The organism is Streptomyces sp. NPDC048560, assembly GCF_040650955.1.
Taxonomy (GTDB): domain Bacteria; phylum Actinomycetota; class Actinomycetes; order Streptomycetales; family Streptomycetaceae; genus Streptomyces.
Map to the genome: position 1 here is coordinate 384206 of NZ_JBEZIJ010000002.1, position 22568 is coordinate 406773.

Annotated in this window: 15 protein-coding genes; 7 read left to right on the plus strand and 8 right to left on the minus strand. The window is 70.7% G+C overall.

Features of this window, described 5'->3' with window-relative positions:
- The first annotated feature begins 55 nt into the window (after positions 1-55).
- A complete protein-coding gene (locus AB0C82_RS08535) occupies positions 56-1438 on the plus strand; it encodes an FAD-dependent oxidoreductase (protein WP_362837729.1) in 1383 nt (460 codons plus the stop codon).
- Positions 1439-1454: 16 nt separating this feature from the next.
- Here the strand turns inward: AB0C82_RS08535 and hemE are convergent, their stop codons facing one another.
- On the minus strand, positions 1455-2531 hold the full coding sequence (gene hemE / locus AB0C82_RS08540) for a uroporphyrinogen decarboxylase (protein WP_362837731.1): 1077 nt from the start codon (positions 2529-2531) through the stop codon (positions 1455-1457).
- Positions 2532-2622: 91 nt separating this feature from the next.
- Between hemE and AB0C82_RS08545 the strand changes: the two genes are divergently transcribed.
- From AB0C82_RS08545 to AB0C82_RS08565, 5 genes are all read left to right on the plus strand, one after another.
- Positions 2623-3282, plus strand: coding sequence for a DUF3000 domain-containing protein (locus AB0C82_RS08545; protein ID WP_362837733.1), 660 nt, complete (start codon positions 2623-2625; stop codon positions 3280-3282).
- Positions 3283-3490: 208 nt separating this feature from the next.
- On the plus strand, positions 3491-4153 hold the full coding sequence (locus AB0C82_RS08550) for a response regulator transcription factor (protein ID WP_185297704.1): 663 nt from the start codon (positions 3491-3493) through the stop codon (positions 4151-4153).
- Positions 4154-4272: 119 nt separating this feature from the next.
- Positions 4273-5547, plus strand: coding sequence for a ribonuclease D (locus tag AB0C82_RS08555; protein ID WP_362837735.1), 1275 nt, complete (start codon positions 4273-4275; stop codon positions 5545-5547).
- 319 nt (positions 5548-5866) lie between these two features.
- Positions 5867-7087 (plus strand): acetyl-CoA C-acyltransferase, encoded by a 1221-nt coding sequence (locus AB0C82_RS08560; protein WP_356414526.1) that lies wholly within the window; start codon positions 5867-5869, stop codon positions 7085-7087.
- Positions 7084-9213, plus strand: coding sequence for a 3-hydroxyacyl-CoA dehydrogenase NAD-binding domain-containing protein (locus tag AB0C82_RS08565; protein ID WP_362837738.1), 2130 nt, complete (start codon positions 7084-7086; stop codon positions 9211-9213). Before AB0C82_RS08560 ends, AB0C82_RS08565 begins: the two co-directional genes overlap by 4 nt.
- Before the next feature lie 121 nt (positions 9214-9334).
- Here AB0C82_RS08565 and galU read toward each other — a convergent pair whose 3' ends face one another.
- From galU to AB0C82_RS08595, 6 genes are all read right to left on the minus strand, one after another.
- Positions 9335-10249: a UTP--glucose-1-phosphate uridylyltransferase GalU gene (galU, locus tag AB0C82_RS08570; RefSeq protein WP_362837740.1), complete on the minus strand. Its 915-nt coding sequence runs from the start codon at positions 10247-10249 to the stop codon at positions 9335-9337.
- A 99-nt stretch (positions 10250-10348) separates the two neighbouring features.
- Complete coding sequence (locus AB0C82_RS08575) at positions 10349-12346, minus strand: glycosyltransferase (RefSeq protein WP_362837742.1); 1998 nt, start codon at positions 12344-12346, stop codon at positions 10349-10351.
- Positions 12347-12388: 42 nt separating this feature from the next.
- A complete protein-coding gene (locus AB0C82_RS08580; RefSeq protein ID WP_362837744.1) occupies positions 12389-14395 on the minus strand; it encodes a glycosyltransferase in 2007 nt (668 codons plus the stop codon).
- Positions 14396-14398: 3 nt separating this feature from the next.
- Positions 14399-16069 (minus strand): stealth family protein, encoded by a 1671-nt coding sequence (locus AB0C82_RS08585; RefSeq protein ID WP_362837746.1) that lies wholly within the window; start codon positions 16067-16069, stop codon positions 14399-14401.
- A gap of 54 nt (positions 16070-16123) precedes the next feature.
- Positions 16124-17941 (minus strand): stealth family protein, encoded by a 1818-nt coding sequence (locus AB0C82_RS08590; protein WP_362837748.1) that lies wholly within the window; start codon positions 17939-17941, stop codon positions 16124-16126.
- A gap of 333 nt (positions 17942-18274) precedes the next feature.
- On the minus strand, positions 18275-19288 hold the full coding sequence (locus tag AB0C82_RS08595; protein ID WP_362837750.1) for a hypothetical protein: 1014 nt from the start codon (positions 19286-19288) through the stop codon (positions 18275-18277).
- A 405-nt stretch (positions 19289-19693) separates the two neighbouring features.
- Here AB0C82_RS08595 and AB0C82_RS08600 point away from each other — a divergent pair, with 405 nt between their 5' ends.
- Complete coding sequence (locus tag AB0C82_RS08600) at positions 19694-20800, plus strand: LCP family protein (RefSeq protein WP_362837752.1); 1107 nt, start codon at positions 19694-19696, stop codon at positions 20798-20800.
- A 171-nt stretch (positions 20801-20971) separates the two neighbouring features.
- Here AB0C82_RS08600 and AB0C82_RS08605 read toward each other — a convergent pair whose 3' ends face one another.
- Positions 20972-22453 carry an amino acid permease gene (locus AB0C82_RS08605; protein ID WP_362838398.1) on the minus strand — a complete coding sequence of 494 codons (1482 nt, stop codon included), beginning with the start codon at positions 22451-22453 and terminating at the stop codon, positions 20972-20974.
- Between the last annotated feature and the right edge of the window lie 115 nt (positions 22454-22568).

Below are 22568 nucleotides of genomic sequence, written 5' to 3' on the forward strand. Positions count from 1 at the left end.
ACGCGCCGCCGCCGAGCCGTACCGTTGGGCCAACGCGTCGTCGAAGGGACCCGGCATGGCAGCGGAGCGACTGGTCGTCATCGGGGGCGACGCGGCGGGCATGTCCGCCGCGTCGCAGGCCCGCAGGCTCAAGGGGCCCGACGAGCTGAGCATCGTCGCCTTCGAGCGCGGTCACTTCACCTCGTACTCCGCCTGCGGCATCCCGTACTGGGTGGGCGGCGACGTCGAGCGGCGGGACGACCTCATCGCCCGTACCCCCGAGCAGCACCGGGAACGCGCGATCGATCTGCGGACGCGCACCGAGGTGACGGAGATCGACGTCGCCGGACAGCGGGTCCGCGCCGTGGACCTGGAGAGCGGCGAGGCGTCCTGGACGGGCTTCGACAAGCTGGTGGTCGCGACGGGCGCCCGCCCGCTCCGCCCGGACCTGCCGGGCATGGACGCCGACGGTGTCCACGGGGTGCAGACCCTGGACGACGGGCAGGCGCTCCTCGACTCCCTGGACCGGGCGCCGGGCCGGCGCGCGGTCGTCGTCGGCGCGGGATACATCGGCGTCGAGATGGCGGAGGCGATGCTCAAGCGCGGCTTCGAGGTGACGGTGCTCAACCGCGGGGCCCAGCCGATGGCGACGCTCGACCCGGACATGGGCAGCCTCGTGCACGAGGCGATGGACGGCATGGGCATCACGACGGTGAACCGTGCGGCGGTCACCAAGATCCTCACCGGTCCCGACGGCCGGGTCACGGCCGTCGCCACGGACGAGGAGACCTATCCGGCCGATGTCGTGGTGCTCGGCATCGGCGTCACACCGGAGACCACGCTGGCCGGAGCGGCGGGCCTCCCGCTCGGCGCGCACGGCGGCCTGGTCACGGACCCGTCGATGCGCGTCGTCGGCCACGAGAACATCTGGGCCGGTGGCGACTGCGTCGAGGTGCTGGACCTGGTCGCGGGCCGTCTCCGGCACATCGCTCTGGGCACCCACGCCAACAAGCACGGTCAGGTCATCGGAGCGAACGTGGGCGGCGGCTACGGGACGTTCCCCGGGGTCGTCGGTACCGCGGTGAGCAAGGTCTGCGACCTGGAGATCGCCAGGACCGGGCTGCGCGAGAAGGAGGCGAAGGCGGTCGGCCTGCGGTACGTCACGGCGACGATCGAGTCGACCGGCCGGGCGGGCTACTACCCCGGGGCGCGGTCGATGACGGTGAAGATGATCGCGGAGTACCGCACGGGCCGGTTGCTCGGCGTGCAGATCGTGGGCCGCGAGGGGGCGGCGAAGCGCGTCGACATCGCGGCGGTGGCACTGACCGCGCGGATGACCGTGGACCAGATGACGGCGCTCGACCTCGGCTACGCCCCGCCGTTCTCGCCGGTGTGGGACCCGGTCCTGGTGGCGGCCCGCAAGGCGAACGCCGCGGTACGCCGGGCGGGCAGCGCCTGACGTACCGGGCGGCGCGTCACCCCCGTGCCGTCTGCGTGTGCACGTACTCCACGAGGCGGGTCAGCGCGTCCGGGTCCATCGACGGCATGACGCCGTGGCCCAGGTTGAAGATGTGGCCCTCCAGGCCGGCCGCCGCGTCCAGCACCTCGCGGGTCTTCTCCTCCACCGCCGGGGTCGGCGCGAAGAGCACCGCCGGGTCGAGGTTGCCCTGGAGCGCCTTGCCCGGACCGACGCGGCGCGCGGCCTCGTCCATCGGGACCCGCCAGTCGACGCCGACGACATCCGCGCCGGCCTCGCCCATCAGGCCGAGGAGCTCACCGGTGCCGACACCGAAGTGGATGCGCGGGACGCCGTACGGGGCGAGGGCGTCGAAGACCTTCGCGGAGGCCGGCATGACCGAGCGCCGGTAGTCCGCGGGGGCCAGGGCGCCCACCCAGGAGTCGAAGAGCTGGACCGCCGAGGCGCCCGCCTCGATCTGGACCTTCAGGAACGCGCCGGTGATCTCCGCGAGCCGGTCGAGCAGGTCGGCCCAGAGCTCCGGGTCGCCGTACATCATGGCCTTGGTGCGCTCGTGGTTGCGGGACGGGCCGCCCTCCACGAGGTAACTCGCGAGAGTGAACGGCGCTCCGGCGAAACCGATGAGCGGTGTGGACCCCAGCTCGGCGGTGAGCATCCCCATGGCCTCGGTGACGTACGGGACGTCCTCGGGCGTGAGGTCGCGCAGCCGGGCCAGATCGGCGCGGGTACGGACCGGCTCGGCGATCACCGGGCCGACGCCGGGCTTGATGTCGAGGTCGATGCCGATGGCCTTGAGCGGGACGACGATGTCACTGAAGAAGATCGCCGCGTCCACCTTGTGGCGGCGCACCGGCTGCAGGGTGATCTCGGTGACGAGCTCCGGCATCATGCAGGAGTCGAGCATCGCGATGCCCTCGCGGACCTTCAGGTACTCGGGAAGTGAGCGCCCCGCCTGGCGCATGAACCAGACCGGGGTGTGCGGCACGGGTTCGCGCCGGCACGCCTTGAGGAAGGCCGACTCATGGGTGGCGGATGACTTCGTCTGCTGGCCCGACGGGCGATCGTTGGCACTCACGCCAAGAATCTTCGCACGAAGCCGTAAGGAGCTTGTGCGCCCCGGGTGTCCCTCCCTGCGCGAGGCTCCGGTTCCGCCTACTCTTCCCCGCATGGCTCCGGCTCAGGGACAATATTCCGATCATTCCGATGGCGCTGACAGCAAGGACAGTACGGAGGAGGCATCCGTCCCGCCCGCGTTCCGGTCGGCGGTCGACGCGTTGCGCTCCGCGCGGCTGCGCCCAGAACTGGAGGTCGAGCCGACGAGGCCGCCTCAGCGGCTCGCTCCGCACGCGTACGCCCTGGAGGCGGCGGTCGTCGACGGGGAGGACGATCTGGCGGACGGCCGTCTCGTACTCCTGCACGATCCGTCCGGTCACGACGCCTGGCAGGGCACCTTCCGTCTGGTGACGCTCGTGCGGGCGGAGCTGGAGCCGGAGATGGCGGCGGATCCGCTGCTGCCCGAGGTGTGCTGGTCCTGGCTGACGGGTGCGCTGGAAGCGCGCGGCCTGTCGTACGGCGAAGCGGGCGGCACCGTGACGCGCGCCGGATCGCACTACTTCGGTGCGCTCTCCTCCCGTCGCCCCGCGACCCAGATCGAGATCAGGGCCTCCTGGACGCCCCGCGAGGGGCGTGGCGGCGTGCCCGACGCGGCGGCGCACCTGGTGGCGTGGGGGGATCTGCTCTGCCAGATCGCCGGGCTGCCGCCTTCGGGGATCTCGGAGGCGACGGTGGTGACGCTGCCCCAGCGGCGGGGACCCCAGGTCTCGTAACACTGCGTCACATGGGTCGCACATTCGCCGACTCTCTTTTCGTACAATCGATCGCGCGTCCTATTTGCCCGAATTGTTACTCACCAAATCGTGATCTTCCTCTAAAGGAGGACGGGTCTGCTGCCGAAGAGGTCAATGACCCTTCAAGCACGGTTCGCCCCGGCTTCATCCCCGAGCCGGCCCGTCCCGCCACTCCCCAGGAGGCCTGGTGTCCGTTCTCCTCGAGCAGCCCGCAAGCCTGGTCGCCTACCGCCCGAACAAGCCGACGGCCATGGTCGTCGTCGCCGACCCCCGTGTCCGTTCCACCGTCACCCGGCACCTGTGGGCACTCGGAGTTCGTGACGTCATCGAGGCGTCGTCCATCGCGGAGGCCCGTCCCAGAATCGGCAACCCGCGCGACATCTGCGTTGCCGACGTCCACCTGCCCGATGGTTCCGGGCTGACCCTGCTGTCCGAGACCCGAGCCGCGGGCTGGCCGAACGGCCTCGCCCTCTCCGCCGCCGACGACATCGGTGCCGTACGCAACGCCCTCGCGGGCGGCGTGAAGGGCTACGTCGTCACCGGCACCCGTACCAACATCGGCCACCCCACCCGCCCCGGCGTCGCACCGATCGGCGCCAACGCCGCCCGTATGCACCGCCGGCCTCCCGGTTCCCCGAGCCACCCGGGCGGCTACCGCGAACTGTCAGGCCGCGAGGTGGAGGTGCTCCGCCTGGTCGCCGAAGGCCAGTCCAACAAGGCCATCGGCGTCTCGATGGGCCTCTCCGCCCTGACCGTCAAGTCCCATCTCGCCCGCATCGCCCGCAAGCTCGGCACCGGAGACCGCGCAGGAATGGTCGCCGTGGCCCTGCGAACGGGCATCATCCACTGACCGCCACTCCCCCGGCCGCGACGTGCACGGATGCGGCCACGGCTGGAATACGTGCATCAGCGCCCGTCGACGGATCATTCCGTCGACGGGCGCTGTACATACACAGATACCCTTGACATGTGACCGACGCCCAAGAGACCGCAGAAGACACATCACTGCGAACCACCGGGGGCGCCCCCCCGGACGACGTCGCCCCGGCGCCGATCCCCTTGCTCGAACCGCGCGAGGGCATTCCCCCGGTGGTGGCGTCCGACGACGCCCTGGCCCAGGTGATCTCCGCCTTCGCCGCGGGCACCGGCCCGGTGGCCGTGGACGCCGAGCGTGCCTCCGGGTACCGCTACGGCCAGCGCGCCTACCTCGTACAGCTGCGCCGCGAGGGCGCGGGCAGCGCGCTCATCGACCCCGTCGGCTGCCCCGACCTGTCCGGCCTGGGCGAGGCGCTGTCCGGCAGCGAGTGGATTTTGCACGCCGCGACGCAGGACCTTCCCTGCCTGCGCGAAATAGGCATGATCCCCACCGGGCTCTTCGACACCGAGCTGGCCGGACGGCTTGCGGGCTTCCCGCGCGTGGGCCTCGGCGCGATGGTCGAGAACGTACTGGGTTACGCGCTGGAGAAGGGGCACTCGGCCGTCGACTGGTCCACCCGCCCCCTTCCCGACCCGTGGCTGCGCTACGCCGCCCTCGATGTCGAACTGCTGATCGACCTGCGCGACGCCCTGGAGGAGGAGCTCGGGCGGCAGGGCAAGCTGGAGTGGGCGCAGGAGGAGTTCGAGGCGATCGCCTCCGCACCGCCCGCACCCCCGCGCAAGGACCCGTGGCGCCGTACGTCCGGAATGCACAAGGTGCGCCGCCGCCGTCAGATGGCCGTGGTACGGGAGCTGTGGAACGCCCGCGACCAGGTCGCGCAGCGCCGTGACATCTCGCCCGGCAAGATCCTCGGCGACGGTGCGATCGTGGAGGCCGCGCTGGCACTCCCGCTCACCGTGCAGGCCCTGATGGCGCTGCCCGGCTTCGGCCATCGCATGGGCCGCCGTCAGCTGGAGCAGTGGCAGTCGGCGGTCGACCGGGCCCGGGCACTGCCGGAGTCCGAGCTCCCGCAGCCGGGCCAGCAGCTCGCCGGCCCGCCGCCGCCCCGCTCCTGGGCCGACAAGGACCCGGTCGCCGCGGCCCGTCTGTCCGCGGCCCGTGCCGCGGTGTCGGAACTCGCCGAACGGCTGAACATGCCGCAGGAGAACCTGATCACTCCGGACACCGTGCGCCGGGTCTGCTGGGAGCCGCCGCAGAACCTGACGGCGTCCTCGCTTGAGGACACGCTCGCGGGTCACGGTGCGCGGCACTGGCAGATCGCACAGGTCGCCCCGCTCCTCTTCCGGGCGCTCAGCACCGAAGCCTGATCCCGTCCCCCTTCGGACACCGACACCCCCGGCCGGCCGGCCGGGGGTGTTCCGGTGCTGCCCCGGGACCCGGGAGCGCCCCGATGGCCGTCCGGGAGGATCGAAATCGCGCCAGGTTGACGGCGCTGCGCGATTTCGCCGCCGCCGGGCGGGATGATCACTGCCTGTGACGACCCTGTGGCGTCCGGGCGTGTGACGTTCGCCGCTCCGGTCCAGGAGGGTGGGCAGTCTGGTTACCCGCAAGTAGCATGAGGGAGGCGGCGCGCTTTCCGAGTGCGCCCCGCAGCAGTGCCATCCCGCACCCTGGAGGAGAGCCACCGTGCCTCGTACCATCCGGGACGTCGTCTTCGTCGACGGCGTCCGCACCCCGTTCGGCAAAGCGGGCCCGAAGGGCATCTACCACGAGACCCGCGCCGACGATCTCGTCGTGAAGGCCATCCGGGAGCTGCTGCGCCGCAACCCGGACCTGGACCCCGCGAAGATCGACGAGGTCGCCATCGCCGCGACCACGCAGATCGGCGACCAGGGCCTGACGCTTGGCCGTACCGCCGGGATCCTGGCCGGCCTGCCGCAGTCCGTCCCCGGTTACTCGATCGACCGCATGTGCGCCGGCGCGCTGACCGCCGTCACCGCGACGGCCGGTTCCATCGCCTTCGGCGCCTACGACGTCGTCGTCGCCGGTGGTGTCGAGCACATGGGCCGCCACCCGATGGGCGAGGGCGTGGACCCGAACCCGCGCTTCGTGTCGGAGAAGCTGGTCGACGAGTCCGCCCTGTTCATGGGCATGACCGCGGAGAACCTGCACGACCGGTACCCCACGATCACCAAGCAGCGCGCCGACGAGTACGCGGTGCGTTCGCAGGAGAAGGCCGCCAAGGCGTACGCCAACGGCAAGATCCAGCAGGACCTGGTGCCGGTCTCCGTGCGCCGCACCAACGCGGAGGCCGGTGAGACGGGCTGGGGCCTGGTCACCGCCGACGAGCCGATGCGCCCGGGCACCACGATGGAGTCCCTGGCCGGTCTGAAGACCCCGTTCCGCGCCCACGGCCGCGTGACGGCCGGTAACGCCGCGGGTCTCAACGACGGCGCCACCGCCTCGCTGCTCGCCGCCGAGGACGTCGCCCGCGAGCTGGGCCTCCCCGTCAAGATGCGCCTCGTCTCGTACGCCTTCGCGGGCGTCGAGCCGGAGGTCATGGGTTACGGCCCGATCCCGGCGACCGAGAAGGCCCTGTCCAAGGCGGGCCTCTCCATCTCCGACATCGGTCTCTTCGAGATCAACGAGGCGTTCGCCGTGCAGGTGCTCGCCTTCCTGGAGCACTACGGCATCGCCGACGACGACGCGCGTGTGAACCAGTACGGCGGCGCGATCGCCTACGGTCACCCGCTGGCCTCCTCCGGTGTGCGTCTGATGACTCAGCTGGCGCGCCAGTTCGAGGAGCAGCCCGAGGTCCGCTACGGCCTGACGACCATGTGCGTCGGCTTCGGCATGGGCGCGACGGTCATCTGGGAGAACCCGAACTTCGACGGAGGCAACAAGTGAGCTCCACCACTGAGCTTCTGAAGGGTGCGGCCGAGCTGTTCCCCGGTGAGGTCGTCACCCAGGCGCACGTACGCCACCTCGACCTCCCGGCCGGTGCCGGCAGGTTCGCGCTGATCACGCTGGACAACGGCCTGGACCACACCAAGCCGACCACCTTCGGACCGCAGTCGCTGGCGAATCTGGACGCCGCCATCGACCAGGTCGAGAAGGAGGCCGCCGACGGCGCGATCGCCGGTATCGGCATCACCGGCAAGCCGTTCATCTTCGCGGTCGGCGCCGACCTCAAGGGTGTCGAGCTCCTGAAGGAGCACAAGGACGCGCTGGCCATCGGCAAGGGCGGCCACGACGTCTTCCGCCGCCTGTCCGGTCTCGCGGTCCCCACGTTCGCGTACTACAACGGCGCGGCCATGGGCGGCGGTGTCGAGGTCGGTCTGCACTGCTCGTACCGCACCGTCTCCAAGGCGCTCCCGGCGTTCTCGCTGCCCGAGGTCTTCCTCGGTCTGGTCCCGGGCTGGGGCGGCTGCGCGCTGCTCCCCAACCTGATCGGCGCCGACCGCGCCGTCACGGTGATCATCGAGAACTCGCTCAACCAGAACCGTCAGCTCAAGGGCAAGCAGGTCTTCGAGCTCGGGATCGCCGACGCGCTCTTCGAGGGCGCGGACTTCCTGGAGCAGTCGCTGATCTGGACCGCGTCCGTGCTCAACGGCACGGTCACGGTGGAGCGCCCCGACGTCGACCGCGGTGACGCCTGGGACCAGGCCGTCGCCCGTGGCCGGGCCGTCGCCGACTCCAAGGTGCACGGGGCGGCCCCGGCCGCGTACCGCGCGCTGGACATCATCGCCGCGGCCAAGGACGGCGACCTGTCCGCAGGCTTCGACGCCGAGGACCAGGCCCTCGCGGACCTGATCATGGGCGGCGAGCTGCGCTCCGGCATCTACGCCTTCAACCTGGTGCAGAAGCGCGCCAAGCGCCCCGCCGGTGCGCCGGACAAGTCACTGGCCCGTCCGGTCACCAAGGTCGGCGTCGTCGGCGCCGGTCTGATGGCCTCGCAGCTGGCGCTGCTGTTCCTGCGCCGCCTGGAGGTCCCGGTCGTCCTCACGGACATCGACCAGGCACGCGTCGACAAGGGTGTGGGTTACGTCCACGTCGAGATCGAGAAGCTGCTCGGCAAGGGCCGCATCAACCAGGACAAGGCCAACCGCTACAAGGGCCTGGTCTCCGGTGTGCTGGACAAGGCGGAGGGCTTCTCCGACGCCGACTTCATCATCGAGGCCGTCTTCGAGGAGATCGGCGTCAAGCAGCAGGTGTTCGCGGAGGTCGAGGCGGTCGCCCCGGCGCACGCGATCCTCGCCACCAACACCTCGTCCCTCTCGGTGACCGAGATGGCGTCGAAGCTGAAGAACCCCGAGCGGGTCGTCGGCTTCCACTTCTTCAACCCGGTCGCGATCCTGCCGCTCCTGGAGATCGTCCGCGGCGAGCAGACCGACGACGCCTCGCTGGCCACGGCCTTCGGCGTCGCACGGAAGCTGAAGAAGACCGCGGTGCTGGTGAAGGACGCCCCGGCGTTCGTCGTCAACCGCATCCTGACCCGCTTCATGGGCGAGATCCAGAACGTCATCGACGAGGGCACCCCGGTCGCCGTCGCCGAGAAGGCCGTCGAGCCCCTCGGTCTGCCGATGTCCCCGCTGGTCCTCCTGGAGCTGGTCGGCCCGGCCATCGGTCTGCACGTCTCCGAGACCCTGAACCGCGCCTTCCCGGAGCGCTTCACCGTCTCCGAGAACCTGGCCGCGGTCGTCAAGGCCGGCAAGCGCGGCTTCTACGTCTACGACTCCGGCAAGCCGGAGCTGGACCCGGAGGTCGCCGCGCTCCTGAAGCAGGGCGATGTCGTCCTGACCGAGGAGCAGGCCCGTGACCGCGTCCTGGACGCGGTGGCGCAGGAGATCGGCCTCATGCTGGACGAGGGCGTCGTCGCCGAGGCCCAGGACATCGACCTCTGCCTGATCACCGGCGCGGGCTGGCCCTTCCACCTGGGCGGCATCACGCCGTACCTGGACCGGGCGGGCATCTCGGAGCGCGTCAACGGCAGGAAGTTCCTGGCACCGGGCGTGGCGAGCGTCCCGGCCTAGCACCGACGGTGTGAACACTGTGAGGGCCGTACGGGGATCACTCCCGTACGGCCCTCACTGATGTGCCCTGCGGCGGCCCCCACCACTCCGGTCCCGGCCGCCCTCGCTGCGGGCTGCCCCGCTAGCGGATGCCCTCTTCCTGCACGAACTCGCGCAGCCAGGCACGGAACTCCGGGCCGAGGTCCTCGCGCTCGCAGGCCAGCCGGACGACGGCACGCAGATAGTCGCCGCGGTCCCCGGTGTCGTAGCGGCGGCCGCGGAAGACCACCGCGTGCACGGGTCCGCCGAGAGCCGGGTCGAGGGCCAACTGTCGCAGGGCGTCGGTCAGCTGGATCTCGCCGCCGCGGCCCGGCGCGGTCTTGCGCAGGACGTCGAAGATCTGCGGGGCGAGGACGTACCGCCCGATCACGGCGAGATTGCTGGGAGCGGTGCCGGGTTCGGGCTTCTCCACCAGATCGGTGACGGCCAGAACGTCGCCCGCCTCATCGTCCAGGGGGGCCACGGCCGCGCATCCGTACAGGTGCGTCCGGTCGTCCTCGACCTCCATGAGCGCCACGACGCTGCCGCCACGCTGCTCCTGGACCTCCAGCATCCGGGAGAGCAGCGCGTCGCGCTCGTCGATGAGGTCGTCGCCGAGCAGCACAGCGAACGGGGCGTCACCGACGTGCGGTTCGGCGCAGAGGACGGCGTGGCCCAGGCCGAGCGGGTTGCCCTGCCGCACGTAGTGGACGTCGGCCAGTTCGCTCGACTCTCGGACCTGGCGCAGTTTGCCGAGGTCGCCCTTCAGCTCCAGCAGGTGTTCCAGTTCGTAGGCGCGGTCGAAGTGGTCCTCCAGGGCCCGTTTGTTACGGCCGGTGACCATGAGTACGTCATCGAGTCCGCTGCGCACGGCCTCCGCCACCACGTACTCGATGGCGGGCCGATCCACGACCGGGAGCATCTCCTTGGGAGTCGCCTTGGTCGCGGGGAGGAATCGGGTGCCGAGACCCGCGGCCGGGATGACGGCCTTGCGGGTACGGCGGTGGTGCGTAGGCATAAAGGTGAACTCCACAGCGGGCTACGGATATGACGATGTGACGGGACGAAGGCCCGGAGCCGGGCCCGAGGCCGGGGATGGGGCCGCAAGGATGGGGTGTCAGGCCTTGTCGGGGCTGACGGTGAAGGACAGCTCGTTGCCGGGCGTGAAGAAGACCCTTCCGCGCGCCGGGCCCTGCGTCGGGTGGTGCCAGCGCTGTGTGGGGTAGACGTCGATCCGCTTCCGCTCCAGGATGTCGTCGAAGAAGCGCGCCAGCCGGATGCGCGGCTGACCGGGTTCCCGCTCCAGCCACAGGTCCCAGTCGTCGTGGCCGCCCGACGAGGCGGCAACCACCCCGGCGAACGGCAGATGCGCCTCGAACGCGCCGTCGTGTCCCAGGGACACCTGGCCCGACACCGTGGACGCGACACTCCCCTTACGGGGCATGGCGCCCAGCCGCAGCCCGGAGAGGTCGGTACCCGGCGGAACGACCAGGCCGCCGCGCACGAGCCAGCCGTCCTGCCCGACCAGCACGTCATGCACCTCGGCATGCTCCACACGATGACGCACGAGAATCGACAGATGGCCGTCCGCGGCACGGTAGGGCAGGGGCCAGTACGCGGGACCTCCCGCCGGAATCCGGCGGACCAGCAGACCACCGGTGTGGACGCCCTCCACGGCGAGCGGCTGGCGCCGGCCGTCCGGCAGCTCCAGGTCCAGGTCGTAGCGGCCCTCGGCGAGGACCGGTGGTTCGGCGGGGACGGCGTACACCGACCGCAGCGTGCCCGTCGTCTCGTCCACCGACGTCCCGAGGGCCGCCAGCCTGACCAGGGTCTCGGCCCTGCGCGGGGTGACGCACAGCGCGGGGGCCTCCGCGCCGGGGTGCAGCAGGACACGGACCTCGATGGCACCGTCGCCGCGCACCATGACCTCCGCCGGGACACCGGACGGGACGACGGACGGGACCGCCGCCGTGTGCTCCTTCGGGACCGAGGCGGCCACGTCCCGCAGGAACGCGTCGTAGCGGAAGGCGATGCGCTCGGCGCTGTAGAGCGGAGCCGTGGCGTAGGCGCCCTGGGACAGCTGCTCCCGCTCGGCCGGCTGTTCGATGAGGTAGCGCATCGCCTGGGCCATGGCCTCCTCGTCACCGACCGGAACCAGGATGCCGTTGCGGCCCGGGACGACGATCTCACCGGGGCCGAAGGGCGCGTCGGCGGCGAGAACCGGAAGCCCGTGGTGCATGGCCTCGACCATGGTCAGGCCGAAGGCCTCGCGACTGGCCGCGCTCACCGCGAACGCGGCCTTGTCCCATTCCCCCGTGAGGTCGGGCAGCGCGCCCATGAGACGGACGGCGTTGCTGAGCCCGTGCGCGTGCACGAGGTCCTGCAGCCGTGCGTGCTCGGGTCCGCGGCCGAAGATGCGCAGCCGCCACTGCGGGTGGTGGGGGGCGACCTGGGCGAACGCGTTGATCAGCGTGTCGAAGCCCTTGCGCGGCACGAGTCGTCCCGCGGCGGCGATCAGCGGCAGTCCGCGCACGGGGGCGTGCCGGGCCGGCGGCGGCACGATGTTGCCGATGGCCGCGAACGGGGGCGCCGCATCACCCAGCTGTCGCTGGTAGTTGTTCAGGTCGGCCTGGGTGAGGCAGACGACGCCGTCCATCTCGCGGTACAGATCCAGAGTGCGCTCGCGCAGCTCCTCGGAGGGCACCATCGAGCCCTCGTGATCGATGATCACGCGCCCGTAGCCGTGCCGTCCATGGGCGATGAAGTACGCGGCGAACGCCGGCCGGGCGGCGATCACGACATCGGCGCCGCTGCCCCCGAGGTGACCGAGGATCAGGTCATCGAGTTCCTGGGTGTACTCGTCGGCCCAGCTGTCCTCGCGCGGCATGATCCGGGACGGCTTGCCGCCCTTGTGCTTCGCCGCCCCCTCGCGCCGGTCGGCCAGGTAGCGCACGGTCACGCCGCTGGACGGCGGGAAGGACGGCCGGTCCGCCGTACGGAAAACCGAGACGATCTCCACCTCGTGGTGGACCGCCAGCGCGGAGGCCAGACTGCTGGTCGCCCGCGGTACACCGCCGAAATTGTCGATGCTGTGGAGCAGGAAGGAGATCCGCACAAGTGTCCTTCGGGATTCTCGGGGTCGGTAGGGGGGCCGCTGTCAGTGGTGCTCGGTCACCACGAGCGAGAGTTCGTTGTCCGCGGTGAAGTAGGGGCGCAGTCCGACGACGGCACGGCCGACGTCGGGCCCGAACAGGTCCGTCGGCTCCTCCCGCACCAGCTCCGGGAAGCGCTGTACATCGCGTCTCACCACCTGGTCGTCGGCGATGCGCGCCACCCTGACCGGCTCTCTGCCGCTGCTGTCGGTGAGCAGCACGTCCCAGTTCTCGCGCATGAGCAGCCGGGCCCTCATGGCCTCGTCCATCTTCAACTCCGCGCCGAACCAGCCGTCTTCGAAGCGGACCCGCCCGGCTGCCAGCATGCGCGCGGGCTCCTGGCGCCGGCGCAGCAGCAGCAGCAGTTCGCCGCCCAGCTGCCACTCCCCCTGCAGCCAGCCCGTCAGCCACAGACTCGTGTCGCTGTAGTCGACGGACACCAGCTCGGCGTGGCTCGGCCGGGACCAGATCCGCAGACGCAGATAGCCGCCCTCGGTCGCGTACGGCAGCGCCCAGTGGAAGTGGTCCAGGTCGCTCAGGTGTCCGACGTCGCGTGCCCCGCCGAGCGTGCACTGCCCGTAGCGCAGGCGTCTCTCCTTGCCCCTGCCGTCCACGGCGTAGAGATCTGCGCGGCCCTCGCCCAGCACGGCGAGGGCGCGAGCGTCGATCAGGGCCCGGGTGCCGCCGCTCTCGACGGCGAAGTCGACCACTCCCTTGCGGCCGCCGCCCTGCTCCTTGACGCGCACGGTGCGAGCACCGGACAATCCGCGCAGGGTGACCTCCCATGCGCCGTTCGGCAGCACGCGGCAGTCGGCGGTGGGCTGGGGACGGTCCTCGGCGGGCGCGCCGCCTCCCGTGCGCCGGCCCTTGCCCCAGCGGCCGCGTGCCCCGGCCTTGACCGTCCCGAACAGTTCCTCGTACGCGTCACCGACCTGCTCAGTGCCCGAGGACCGCGCGGTCCGCAGGGCCTGGACCCGGTGCGCGGAGCGCAGGTGCTCGTTCGCCATGTAGCGCTCCAGGGCGCGGGCCGTGGCGTGGACGTCACCGACCGGCACCATCAGCCCGCCGTGGCCCTCGGCCAGCACCTCGGGTGCTCCGAAGGGCACCTCCGTGGCGACCACGGGCGTGGCCTGGGCGAGCGCCTCCAGCACCGGGCGGGCACTGTCCAGGCGCTCCGCGGCCACCAGCGCGATGTCGGCGTCGTAGTAGTCCTCCTCGCCGGCTTCCCGGTCGACCAGCAGCACGTGGTCGTGGAGTCCCAGCGCGGTGACCAGTTCGCGGGTCTCGCGGCGCAGCGGCCCGGTGCCGACGATCCTCAGCTGCCAGCCCGGGTGAGCCGTACGGGTCTGGGCGAAGGCGTGCAGTGCCAGGTCGACGCGCCGGTGCGAGATCAGCCGCCCGGCGCTGATCACCACGCCCGTCGTCGGTTTGTCCGGGCTCTCGGCGAGCAGCACCGGCTCGGCGATGTGGCGCACCTCGACACCGGCGGCGCGCAGCGCCTGGTACTCGGGGGCGGCGGCGTCGCCCTGGGTGAGCGGGACGACCGCGTCGAGTTCGCGGTAGAGCTCCGTCCAGCGGGCGCGCACCGACTCCGGGAGCCGCTCGACGGGTGCGGGCTGGCGGGCGATGCGCCGCGCGTGGGGGACGCGGCACTGGGCCAGGGCCGCGCCGAGCGCGGAGCTGAGCGCGACCACCACGTCGGCGCCGCTCGCGGACAGGTGCTTGCGGAGCCGTCCGTCGTCGGCGCGGTTGTAGCGCCGGAACTCGGGGTCGCCGGCGATGACGAGCTGCGAGGTGTCTTCGTCGTCACGGTCGCCGGCCGCGACCGAGGGGGCCAGGGCGAGCACGGCGACGTTCTCCGGGAGCCGCAGCGCCGGGTGCGGTGCGGCGGCTCCTCGCACGGTGACGACGGTCACCCGGTGCAGGGCGACGAGGGACTGGGCGAGGCGGGCGGCCGCCCGGGCGCCGATGGAGTCGGTGGCCAGGGTGTGGACCAGGATCTCGACGTTCATGGCTCAGGCCCCCGTCTTCTCGTACGGGCTCGGCACCGGGTAGAAGGCTTCGAGGAATCGGTGGAGCAGCTGGCTCTGGTGCTCGATCTCGGCGGGGTCGCTCGCGGAGTCGTTGAGGCAGAAGGTGTCCCGGTCCCGGCGCAGCAGCAGCAGTTCCAGCTTGTGCTCCAGCTCGGGATCGTCCAGCGCGAAGTAGCCGTACCGGAGGTCGCCGGGCAGGCTGCACCCGGAGTAGTAGCTGTAGTAGTGGTGCAGCGACGAGGCGATGGACAGGTCGGAGATGCTCCGCACCGCGCTGGCGGAGGTGCGCCGGTGCTCTTCGGGGAAGTCCTGTTCGATGGCGGCGAGGATGTCCCGGTTGAGCGCGTACGGCACGTGCTTCATCTTCTGTACGAGCGTGCGGCCGAACCGCTCCTGGATGAGCCGGCGGTTGTTCTTCGCGGCGACCGAGGTGGGCACCTCGTCGGGCTCCGGGGGCCCGTAGGGGACCTGTGCCGGGGACGGGAAGAACTTGGCGATGCCGTTCGGGTGGAAGAACGCGGACGGAGTGAGGGTCCGGCCGATGAACATGTCGTCGTTGAAGTAGACGAAGTGGCGCGAGAGTCCGGGTATGTGGTGCAGCCTGGACTCGATCGCGTGGCTGTTGAAGGTGGGCAGGTGGGACGGGTCGTCGAAGATCTCCCGGTGGTCCACCACGCGGGCCCTGCCGTCGCCGACGGCCCACCAGTTCGGCGTCTGCTGGTCGGTGACGATATAGATGTTCCGCACCCACGGCATGAACATCCGCACCGAGCGAAGGCTGTACTTCAGCTCGTCGCGGGAGACGTAACGGGCCAGGCTCGCCGCCTCCGCGTGGAAGACCTCGCCGCGGCTCTCGGCGCGGCGCCGCTGCCAGGCGGGGTCGTCGCCGTCCACCCAGGTGTACACGACGTCGATGGGGAAGGGGTGCTCGTCGGGGAAGGGGATGTCCAGTTCGGGGCGGGTGCGCGTGGGGCGCAGCGGCGGCACCTCGGACTCGTGGGACCGGCCCACGAGCCGGGTCATCTGCTCTCCGGGGACGACGACCTGCTGGTGGCCGAGGAAGACGTGCTCGCTGGCGCGGTTGCGGCGGGGTGCGGCGAGGCGGTCGACTCCCCGGCCGGGCACGCTCTCCTCGGGCTCCCAGAACTCGATGTCGCATCCCGTGTCGGCGCCGTGCGTCAGGTGCCCTTCCTCCGTGGTGCGGAACCAGAAGGCGCGCACGACGGACAGGCCGCCGGCCCGCTCCCAGGTCTTGTCCGAAGAGCCCTCCCACGCGCCGTCGCCCGGGGCCATCCCGGCCTTGGGGCGGGCGATGTAGCCCTTGCTGCCGGACAGGCGGGCGCGCAGCGCCGCCAGGGCCTGCGGGCGCTGACGCGCGTCGACGCCGACCGCGGAGGCGGTGTCGTCGAGGCCGGGTACCGCGAACCAGTCGATCCCCTCGGCCTCCAGGGCGCGACGGACCGCGAGGTTGTTCAGTTCACGCGCGGCGAGCGGCGTGAGACGGTCGTGCACCAGCGCGACACGCTTGTGCATGTCGACGATGACCTGCCGCTCCGTACGGCTCCTGCGCAGTTGCGCCGGCACGGGCTCCGGGCGAGGGCCGGTGCCCTTGGAGGTCTCGCCAGCCGTTGCTCGGCTGGAGGTGTCAAACACGCGGGTTCACTTTCGGGTCGGGTGATGGGTGGTGCGGCAGGAGAAACGGTTCGCTCACCGTCTGAGCTCGGCCTTCCGCGACCGGATCGGCCGGCTCGCGTTGCGGTACTCGTCCGAGTCGGCCCGCTCGAAGCGGCTGGGGACGGGGAAGTACGCGTCGAGGAAGCTCCGGACCATGTGCTCCTGGGCCTCCGGGTCGGGATGCTCGACGGTGTCGTTCAGGCAGAACGTGTCGAAGTTCCGATGAGCCAGGAGGTTGTCCAGGCGGCGCCGGGCCTGTTCGGCGGCGAGGTCGATGTACTGGTAGCGCAGGTTCCCGACCGTCGTACGGCCTGTGTGGAAGCCGTAGTAGTGGTGCAGGGACGAGGCGATCGGGACGTCCTCGGGAGACCGGAAGCGGGAGTGCTGGGTGCGGTGGTGCTCTTCGCTGTAGACGAGCTCGATGTCGGAGAGGATGCTCCGTCGCAGCGGATGCGGGGTGTGCTTCGTCTTCTGCGCGATGCGCGTGCCGAAGGACCGCTCGATCAGTGCCCGGCTGTTCTTGCCCGCCGCGTTCACCGGCAGGTCGTCCGTGTCCGCCGGGCCGCTCGGTATGAGCGCCTTGGACTGGAAGAACTTGGTCAGGCCGTTGGTGTAGAAGAAGAGTTCGGCGCCGAGCGGGCGGCCGAAGAACACGTCGTCGTTGAGGTAGAGGAAGTGCTCGGACAGGCCGTCGATGTGGTGCAGCTGGCTTTCGATGGCGTGCGAGTTGAACGTGGGCAGAGCCTCGGGGTCCGAGAAGATCTCGCGGTGGTCGACGACTCGGAGGCCCGGGGCGTCGGTGTCCAGCCAGCTGGGCACCTGTCCGGCGGTGACCAGGTAGACGGTGCGGACCCAGGGTGCGTACTGGTGCAGGGAGCGCAGGGAGTAGCGCAGTTCGTCGCGGCTGGTGAAGCGCGCGTCGTTGGCCGCCTGGTCGTGCAGGACCTGGGGCGGGCCGCCCAGCCGTCCCGAGCGGACGGCGTCGCGTTCGGCGCTCCACACGGGATCGGAGTCGTCGACCCAGGTGTAGACGACGTCGATGGGGAAGAGGTGGTCCTCCGCCAGGGGTTGCGTGAACTCGGCCACGGTCTTCGCGCTGCCCGTGGTGTAAGGGCCGGGGATCAGTGCGAACAGGGCCTGCGGGACGGTGTGCCGAGGCGCGTCGACCGGCACCACGTCAACCACCCGGTTGGGGCGGGGCGCTTCCAGCTCCCCGTCCCGTTCCGCCCAGAACTCGAGGTCGCAGCCCTGGTCGGCGCCGAAGACGAGTTCATGTGTGGGGTCGGTGACGTACCAGGCGACCCGGAGTGCGGTGCGCCTTCGCAGCTGGCGCCAGGACCTGTCGTCGTCGCCGGGTCGCATGTCCGACTCGGTCGCGGTGGCCGCCCCCACGTAGCCCGGTGTCTGGTCGAAGGCGATCTTGAGCATCTCCTCCGCCGACTCGCGCTGTCCGAGAGGGATCGCGACGGTCGGAACGTCCTTCGTGGCACCGCGGACACAGAAGTAGTCGATGCCCCCGGCTTCCAGCGCGGCAATGAGAATGTGCAGGTTGCGGGCCCGGGCGGCCCACGCGGTGGCGCCTTCCACGAGAAGGGCGTACATGTGACGGCCCTTGACACGCACCACCCGGCGCGTGGATGCCTCACTGTGCCGGGGCGCGTTGCGGCGGCCGCCCATCGCCCAGACGACCGTGGCCGACCGGATCGAGTCGACGGAGGTGAGCGAGGTCTTCACGGCGGTGCGCAGCGGGGCCGGCACCTTGCGGACGATGCCCCTCCGCGCGCCCACCGGTACTACGGACCGATACGCCGAAACCAGCGATCCCGCCTCCGGATTACCGGAACCGACCACGAGGCATCCACCACCCACGCCACTGCGGTCCAGCGTCTGTCGCCGCCAGGCACTACCTCGTGCCCGGGCGACAAACGGCATGAGACCGAAACCTGTCATCCCCCTCGGGACCGCCCCACCGGGCCGTCCCCCCTGCTCACCCGCGGGTGAGTCACAGAACCTTCACATAAAGAACCGATCAACGTCCAGCCAATGAAGCGCATATAACCGACATATGCCCGTGATAAATCACACCGGATACTCGTACAACCTTTTACGGCTCCACGGAAACACCACATGAACACGGGGCGACCCACCAGTGACGCCCCGTGTTCCGGACGGTGTGTCAGCTGGTCACAGCCGGTGCCAGTGCGGCGAGAGCGTGAGCCCCGGGCCCGGTTCCTGCCGGGCGACGGACATTGCCCCGTCCCGCCCGCGAACCGCCACGACGACGCGGCCCTGTCCGTCGAGGGCGAGCGCGGGATCACCGGTGCACTCCTCGGTGGTGTCGGACCACCACACGCCGCCCTGCTCCCCCTCGGTACCGCAGACCCCGATCAGCAGGGTGCCGGCCGCCCCGCGCTGCGCGAGAACCGTGCAGTCATAGCCGTCGAGCGGGGTGCGCAGCGCCACGACGGCGCCGTCGCCGGGCTGTCCGCCCACCGGCACGGGCCAGGCGCCCGCGCGGTAGGAGACGACCCCCGCCCTGTTCACATCGGTCCAGTAGTAGGTGAGTCGGTCGGGCGCCGTCTCCAGCGCCGTCACGGAGCCGGCCAGAGCGTGGAACGGCAGGGGCGGAGCGATCAGCAACGGGCCGCCCGGATCACCCTGACGCCACTGCTGCGCCCCGCGGTCGCTGGGCGCGAAGACCTCCACGAGCCCGCCGGAGGTCACCGACGCCACGATCTCGGCGGCGAGTCCGGAGCCCTTGACGTCCTGCCAGGCCCCCCATTCGCCGCTCTTGCCCTCGCAGCGCACCTGCAGTCCGCGACCCGCGTTGCGCGCGAAGACGAAGACCGTTCCCCGTGCGTCGACGGCCCCGGCCGCCGGGCCGACCTTCAGGCCCATCTCCCGGTTGCGGTAGAAGTTGCCGAGGGAGCGCCACGCGGAGACGGGACGGCCGGTCTGGTATTGGACGGCGTGCACGAAGTCCACGCTCGGCCCGTCGGAACCACGGCGCTCGCGCCGCCCGAGGAAGTGCACGTACGCGTCGGCGCCCTGAACGATCGTCAGGTCCGTCAGGTCCGCGACCGGTACGAAGTCCGGGCCGTCCCACCGGTCCCCGCCCGGGCTCCGCTGGGTCCAGCGCAACAGGCCGCCGTCCGTGCGGGCGTAGAGCGTCAGCCTGCCGTCCCTGCCGAGCGGCATCCAGCGGCCGTGCGGCGTTCCGAGGACCTGATGACGCCCGGACGACGGGGCGGCAGGGGCACTGCTCGCGGAGTCCGATCCTCTTCTCCGCATGAGCCGTAACGCCCTCTCCGCTTCACGAGTTCTTCATCCTGCCCGCACATGGGGCCGACAACATCATATGCTCAGCGCCGGGCCGCCCTCCGGCAGGGCGTCGGCACTCCGGACAGCGCCGCGCCGGGGCATCGCAGGCACCGCCCGGCCCTCGCAGACACCCTCCGCGCAGGGCCAAATCGCCCATGCGCACGATCCTCTGTTCTATAGTGCACGCTCAGTCATGCACACACGGACCGGCCACACCCCCCACCCGAGTCCCACGCACTCCACAGCCCACCTGGGGCCACGAGATTTGAGGACTCGATCACGATGAGCCACGACGACATATCCCAGGGCACGGACGAAGGCCGTCCGGCGTCCCGCAGCGGCGGACGGAAGCGCAAGAAGGCCCCGGGCAAGCGCCGGCGCGGCCTCAAGATCGCCCTCGGGATCTTCCTCGTGCTCCTGCTCGCCGGCGGCGGCACCGTCTACTGGATGTACAGCAGCCTCGACGGCAACATCAAGGCCGTCGACATCAACAAGGCTCTCGGTGAGGACCGTCCCGAGAAGCTCCCGACGACGGGCCAGAACCTGCTGGTCCTCGGCTCGGACTCGCGGGCCGGCGCCGAGAACAAGGAGCTGGGCGGAGGCGGCAGCGTCGGCGGTGCGCGTTCGGACACCGCGATGGTGGTGCACATACCCGAAGGCCGTACGAAGGCCGTCGCCGTGTCCATCCCGCGTGACACCCTGGTGACGCGGCCGGAGTGCACCAAGTCCGACGGCTCGACGATGTCGTCAGCGAACCGCGTGATGTTCAACTCCGTGTACTCGCTGGCCGGTCCCGCCTGTGTCGTCAAGACCGTCGAGAAGATGTCCGGCGTCCGGATCGACCACTACCTGGAGATCAACTTCGCCGGGTTCAAGGACCTGGTCGACGCCATCGGCGGCGTCACGGTCGACGTCCCGCAGGACATCGACGACAAGGCGTCCGGGCTGAACCTCACGGCCGGTCCGCACAAGCTGAACGGCACCGAGTCCCTCGCCTACGTCCGTACCCGGCACGGCATCGGTGACGGGAGCGACCTCGGGCGCATCGGGCTCCAGCAGCAGTTCATGATGGCGCTGCTGAGCGAGATCAAGTCGCAGGACCTGCTGGGCAGCCCGACGACGACGTACAAGATCGCCAGCTCCGCCACCAAGTCCCTGACGACCGACGAGGGTCTCGCCTCGCTCAAGTCGCTCAGCGACTTCGCGCGTTCGATGAACGGCGTCGACCCGTCATCGATGGAGACGATCATGCTCCCGGTCGCGTACGACAAGCAGGACCCCAACCGGGTCGTGGCGGCCGAGCCGCAGGCCGGCACGCTCTGGAAGGCGATCCGCGAGGACGCGACGATCCCGGAGTCCGCGAAGAAGTCCCCCGCCACCGGCGGCTGACCGCCCCCGGGCCGAAGGCTCACCCGAACTGTCGCGACAGAGGCGGCCCGGTCTCCGGGCCGCCTCTGTGTCGTGGTCACCGCGGACCAGGCGCCCGCGGGTGCGGGCTGCGGGCTCACGGGCGCGGTGCGTGGGGCGGCGTACGGTACGCCCCCGCGCGGCCCGCCGGGGTCAACTGACCTGCTTGCGCTCCTCGCTCGCGCCCAGGCGGCTGCTCCTGCGCCCGTACAGGAAGTAGACGGCGACACCGATCGCCATCCAGACGCCGAACCGCACCCAGGTCTCGGCCGGCAGGTTCAGCATCAGCCAGACCGACGCGGCCACCGAGAGGATCGGGACCAGCGGGACCCACGGGGTGCGGAAGGCACGGTGCAGGTCCGGCCGGGTGCGGCGCAGGACGAGGACTCCCAGGGCGACGATGACGAACGCGAAGAGCGTGCCGATGTTCACCAGCGTCGCCAGCTCGTTGATGCTCGTGAAGCCCGCGACGATGGCGATGACCACGCCGAGCAGGATGGTCGGCCGGTACGGCGTACCGAAGCGCGGGTGGGTGACGGAGAAGAACCGCGGGAGCAGCCCGTCCCGGCTCATCGCGAAGAACACCCGGGTCTGCCCGAGCAGCAGGATCATGCAGACCGTGGTGAGGCCCACGGCGGCACCGAAGCTGATGACGCCCGCGTAGAAGGGGTGTCCGACGGCCTTGAAGGCGTCGGCGAGCGGGGCGCTCACCGAGAGTTCGCTGTAGTGCTGCATACCGGTGACGACGATGGACACGGCCACGTAGAGCACGGTGCAGATCAGGAGCGAGCCGAGGATGCCGCGCGGCATGTCCCGCTGCGGAACCTTGGTCTCCTCCGCTGCGGTGGCCACCACGTCGAAGCCGATGAAGGCGAAGAAGACGACCGACGCGGCGGTGAAGATGCCCATGATGCCGAAGTTCGTGGGCTCGTAGCCGAACATCAGCTGGATCAGGGGCGCGTCCAGGCCGGCCCCGGCGGGCTGCTTCACCGCGTCCGGGATGAACGGCGAGTAGTTGTCGCTGTCGATGAAGAAGGAACCCGCGATGATCACGATGAGGACGACCGTCACCTTGATGGCGACGACGACCGTGGTGACGCGCGCGGACAGCTTCATGCCGAGCACCAGAATGACCGTCAGCAGCAGCACCAGTACGAAGGCCAGGATGTCGAAGCCGAAGCCGTCGGCGACGTCGGGCCCCGAGAGTGCCTCGGGCATCGTCCAGCCGACGTTGTCCATCAGCGAGCGGACGTAGCCCGACCAGCCGACCGCCACGACGGCCGTGCCCAGCGCGAACTCCAGGATCAGGTCCCAGCCGATGATCCAGGCGACCAGTTCGCCGAGTGAGGCGTACGCGAAGGTGTAGGCGGACCCGGCCACCGGGACGGTGGAGGCGAACTCCGCGTAGCAGAGCGCGGCCAGCGCGCAGACGACGCCCGCGGCGACGAAGGCGAGCGCGGTCGCAGGGCCCGCGGTCTCCTTGGCGACCTTGCCCGTCAGGACGAAGATGCCGGTGCCGATGATGACTCCGACACCGAAGACGGTCAGGTCCAGTGCCGAGAGGGATTTCCTGAGTTTGTGCTCCGGTTCCTCCGTGTCCCTGATCGACTGTTCGACGGTTTTGGTGCGGAACATTGTGCTCACCGGTCTGCCTCCGTGATCGTTCTTCTCGTGCGTCGCCGGGGCCCTCGCGTTACCCGAATCACGGCCATGATCGAGAGGGCGCGCGGCAAGAGGGCGGTCGCGCGGG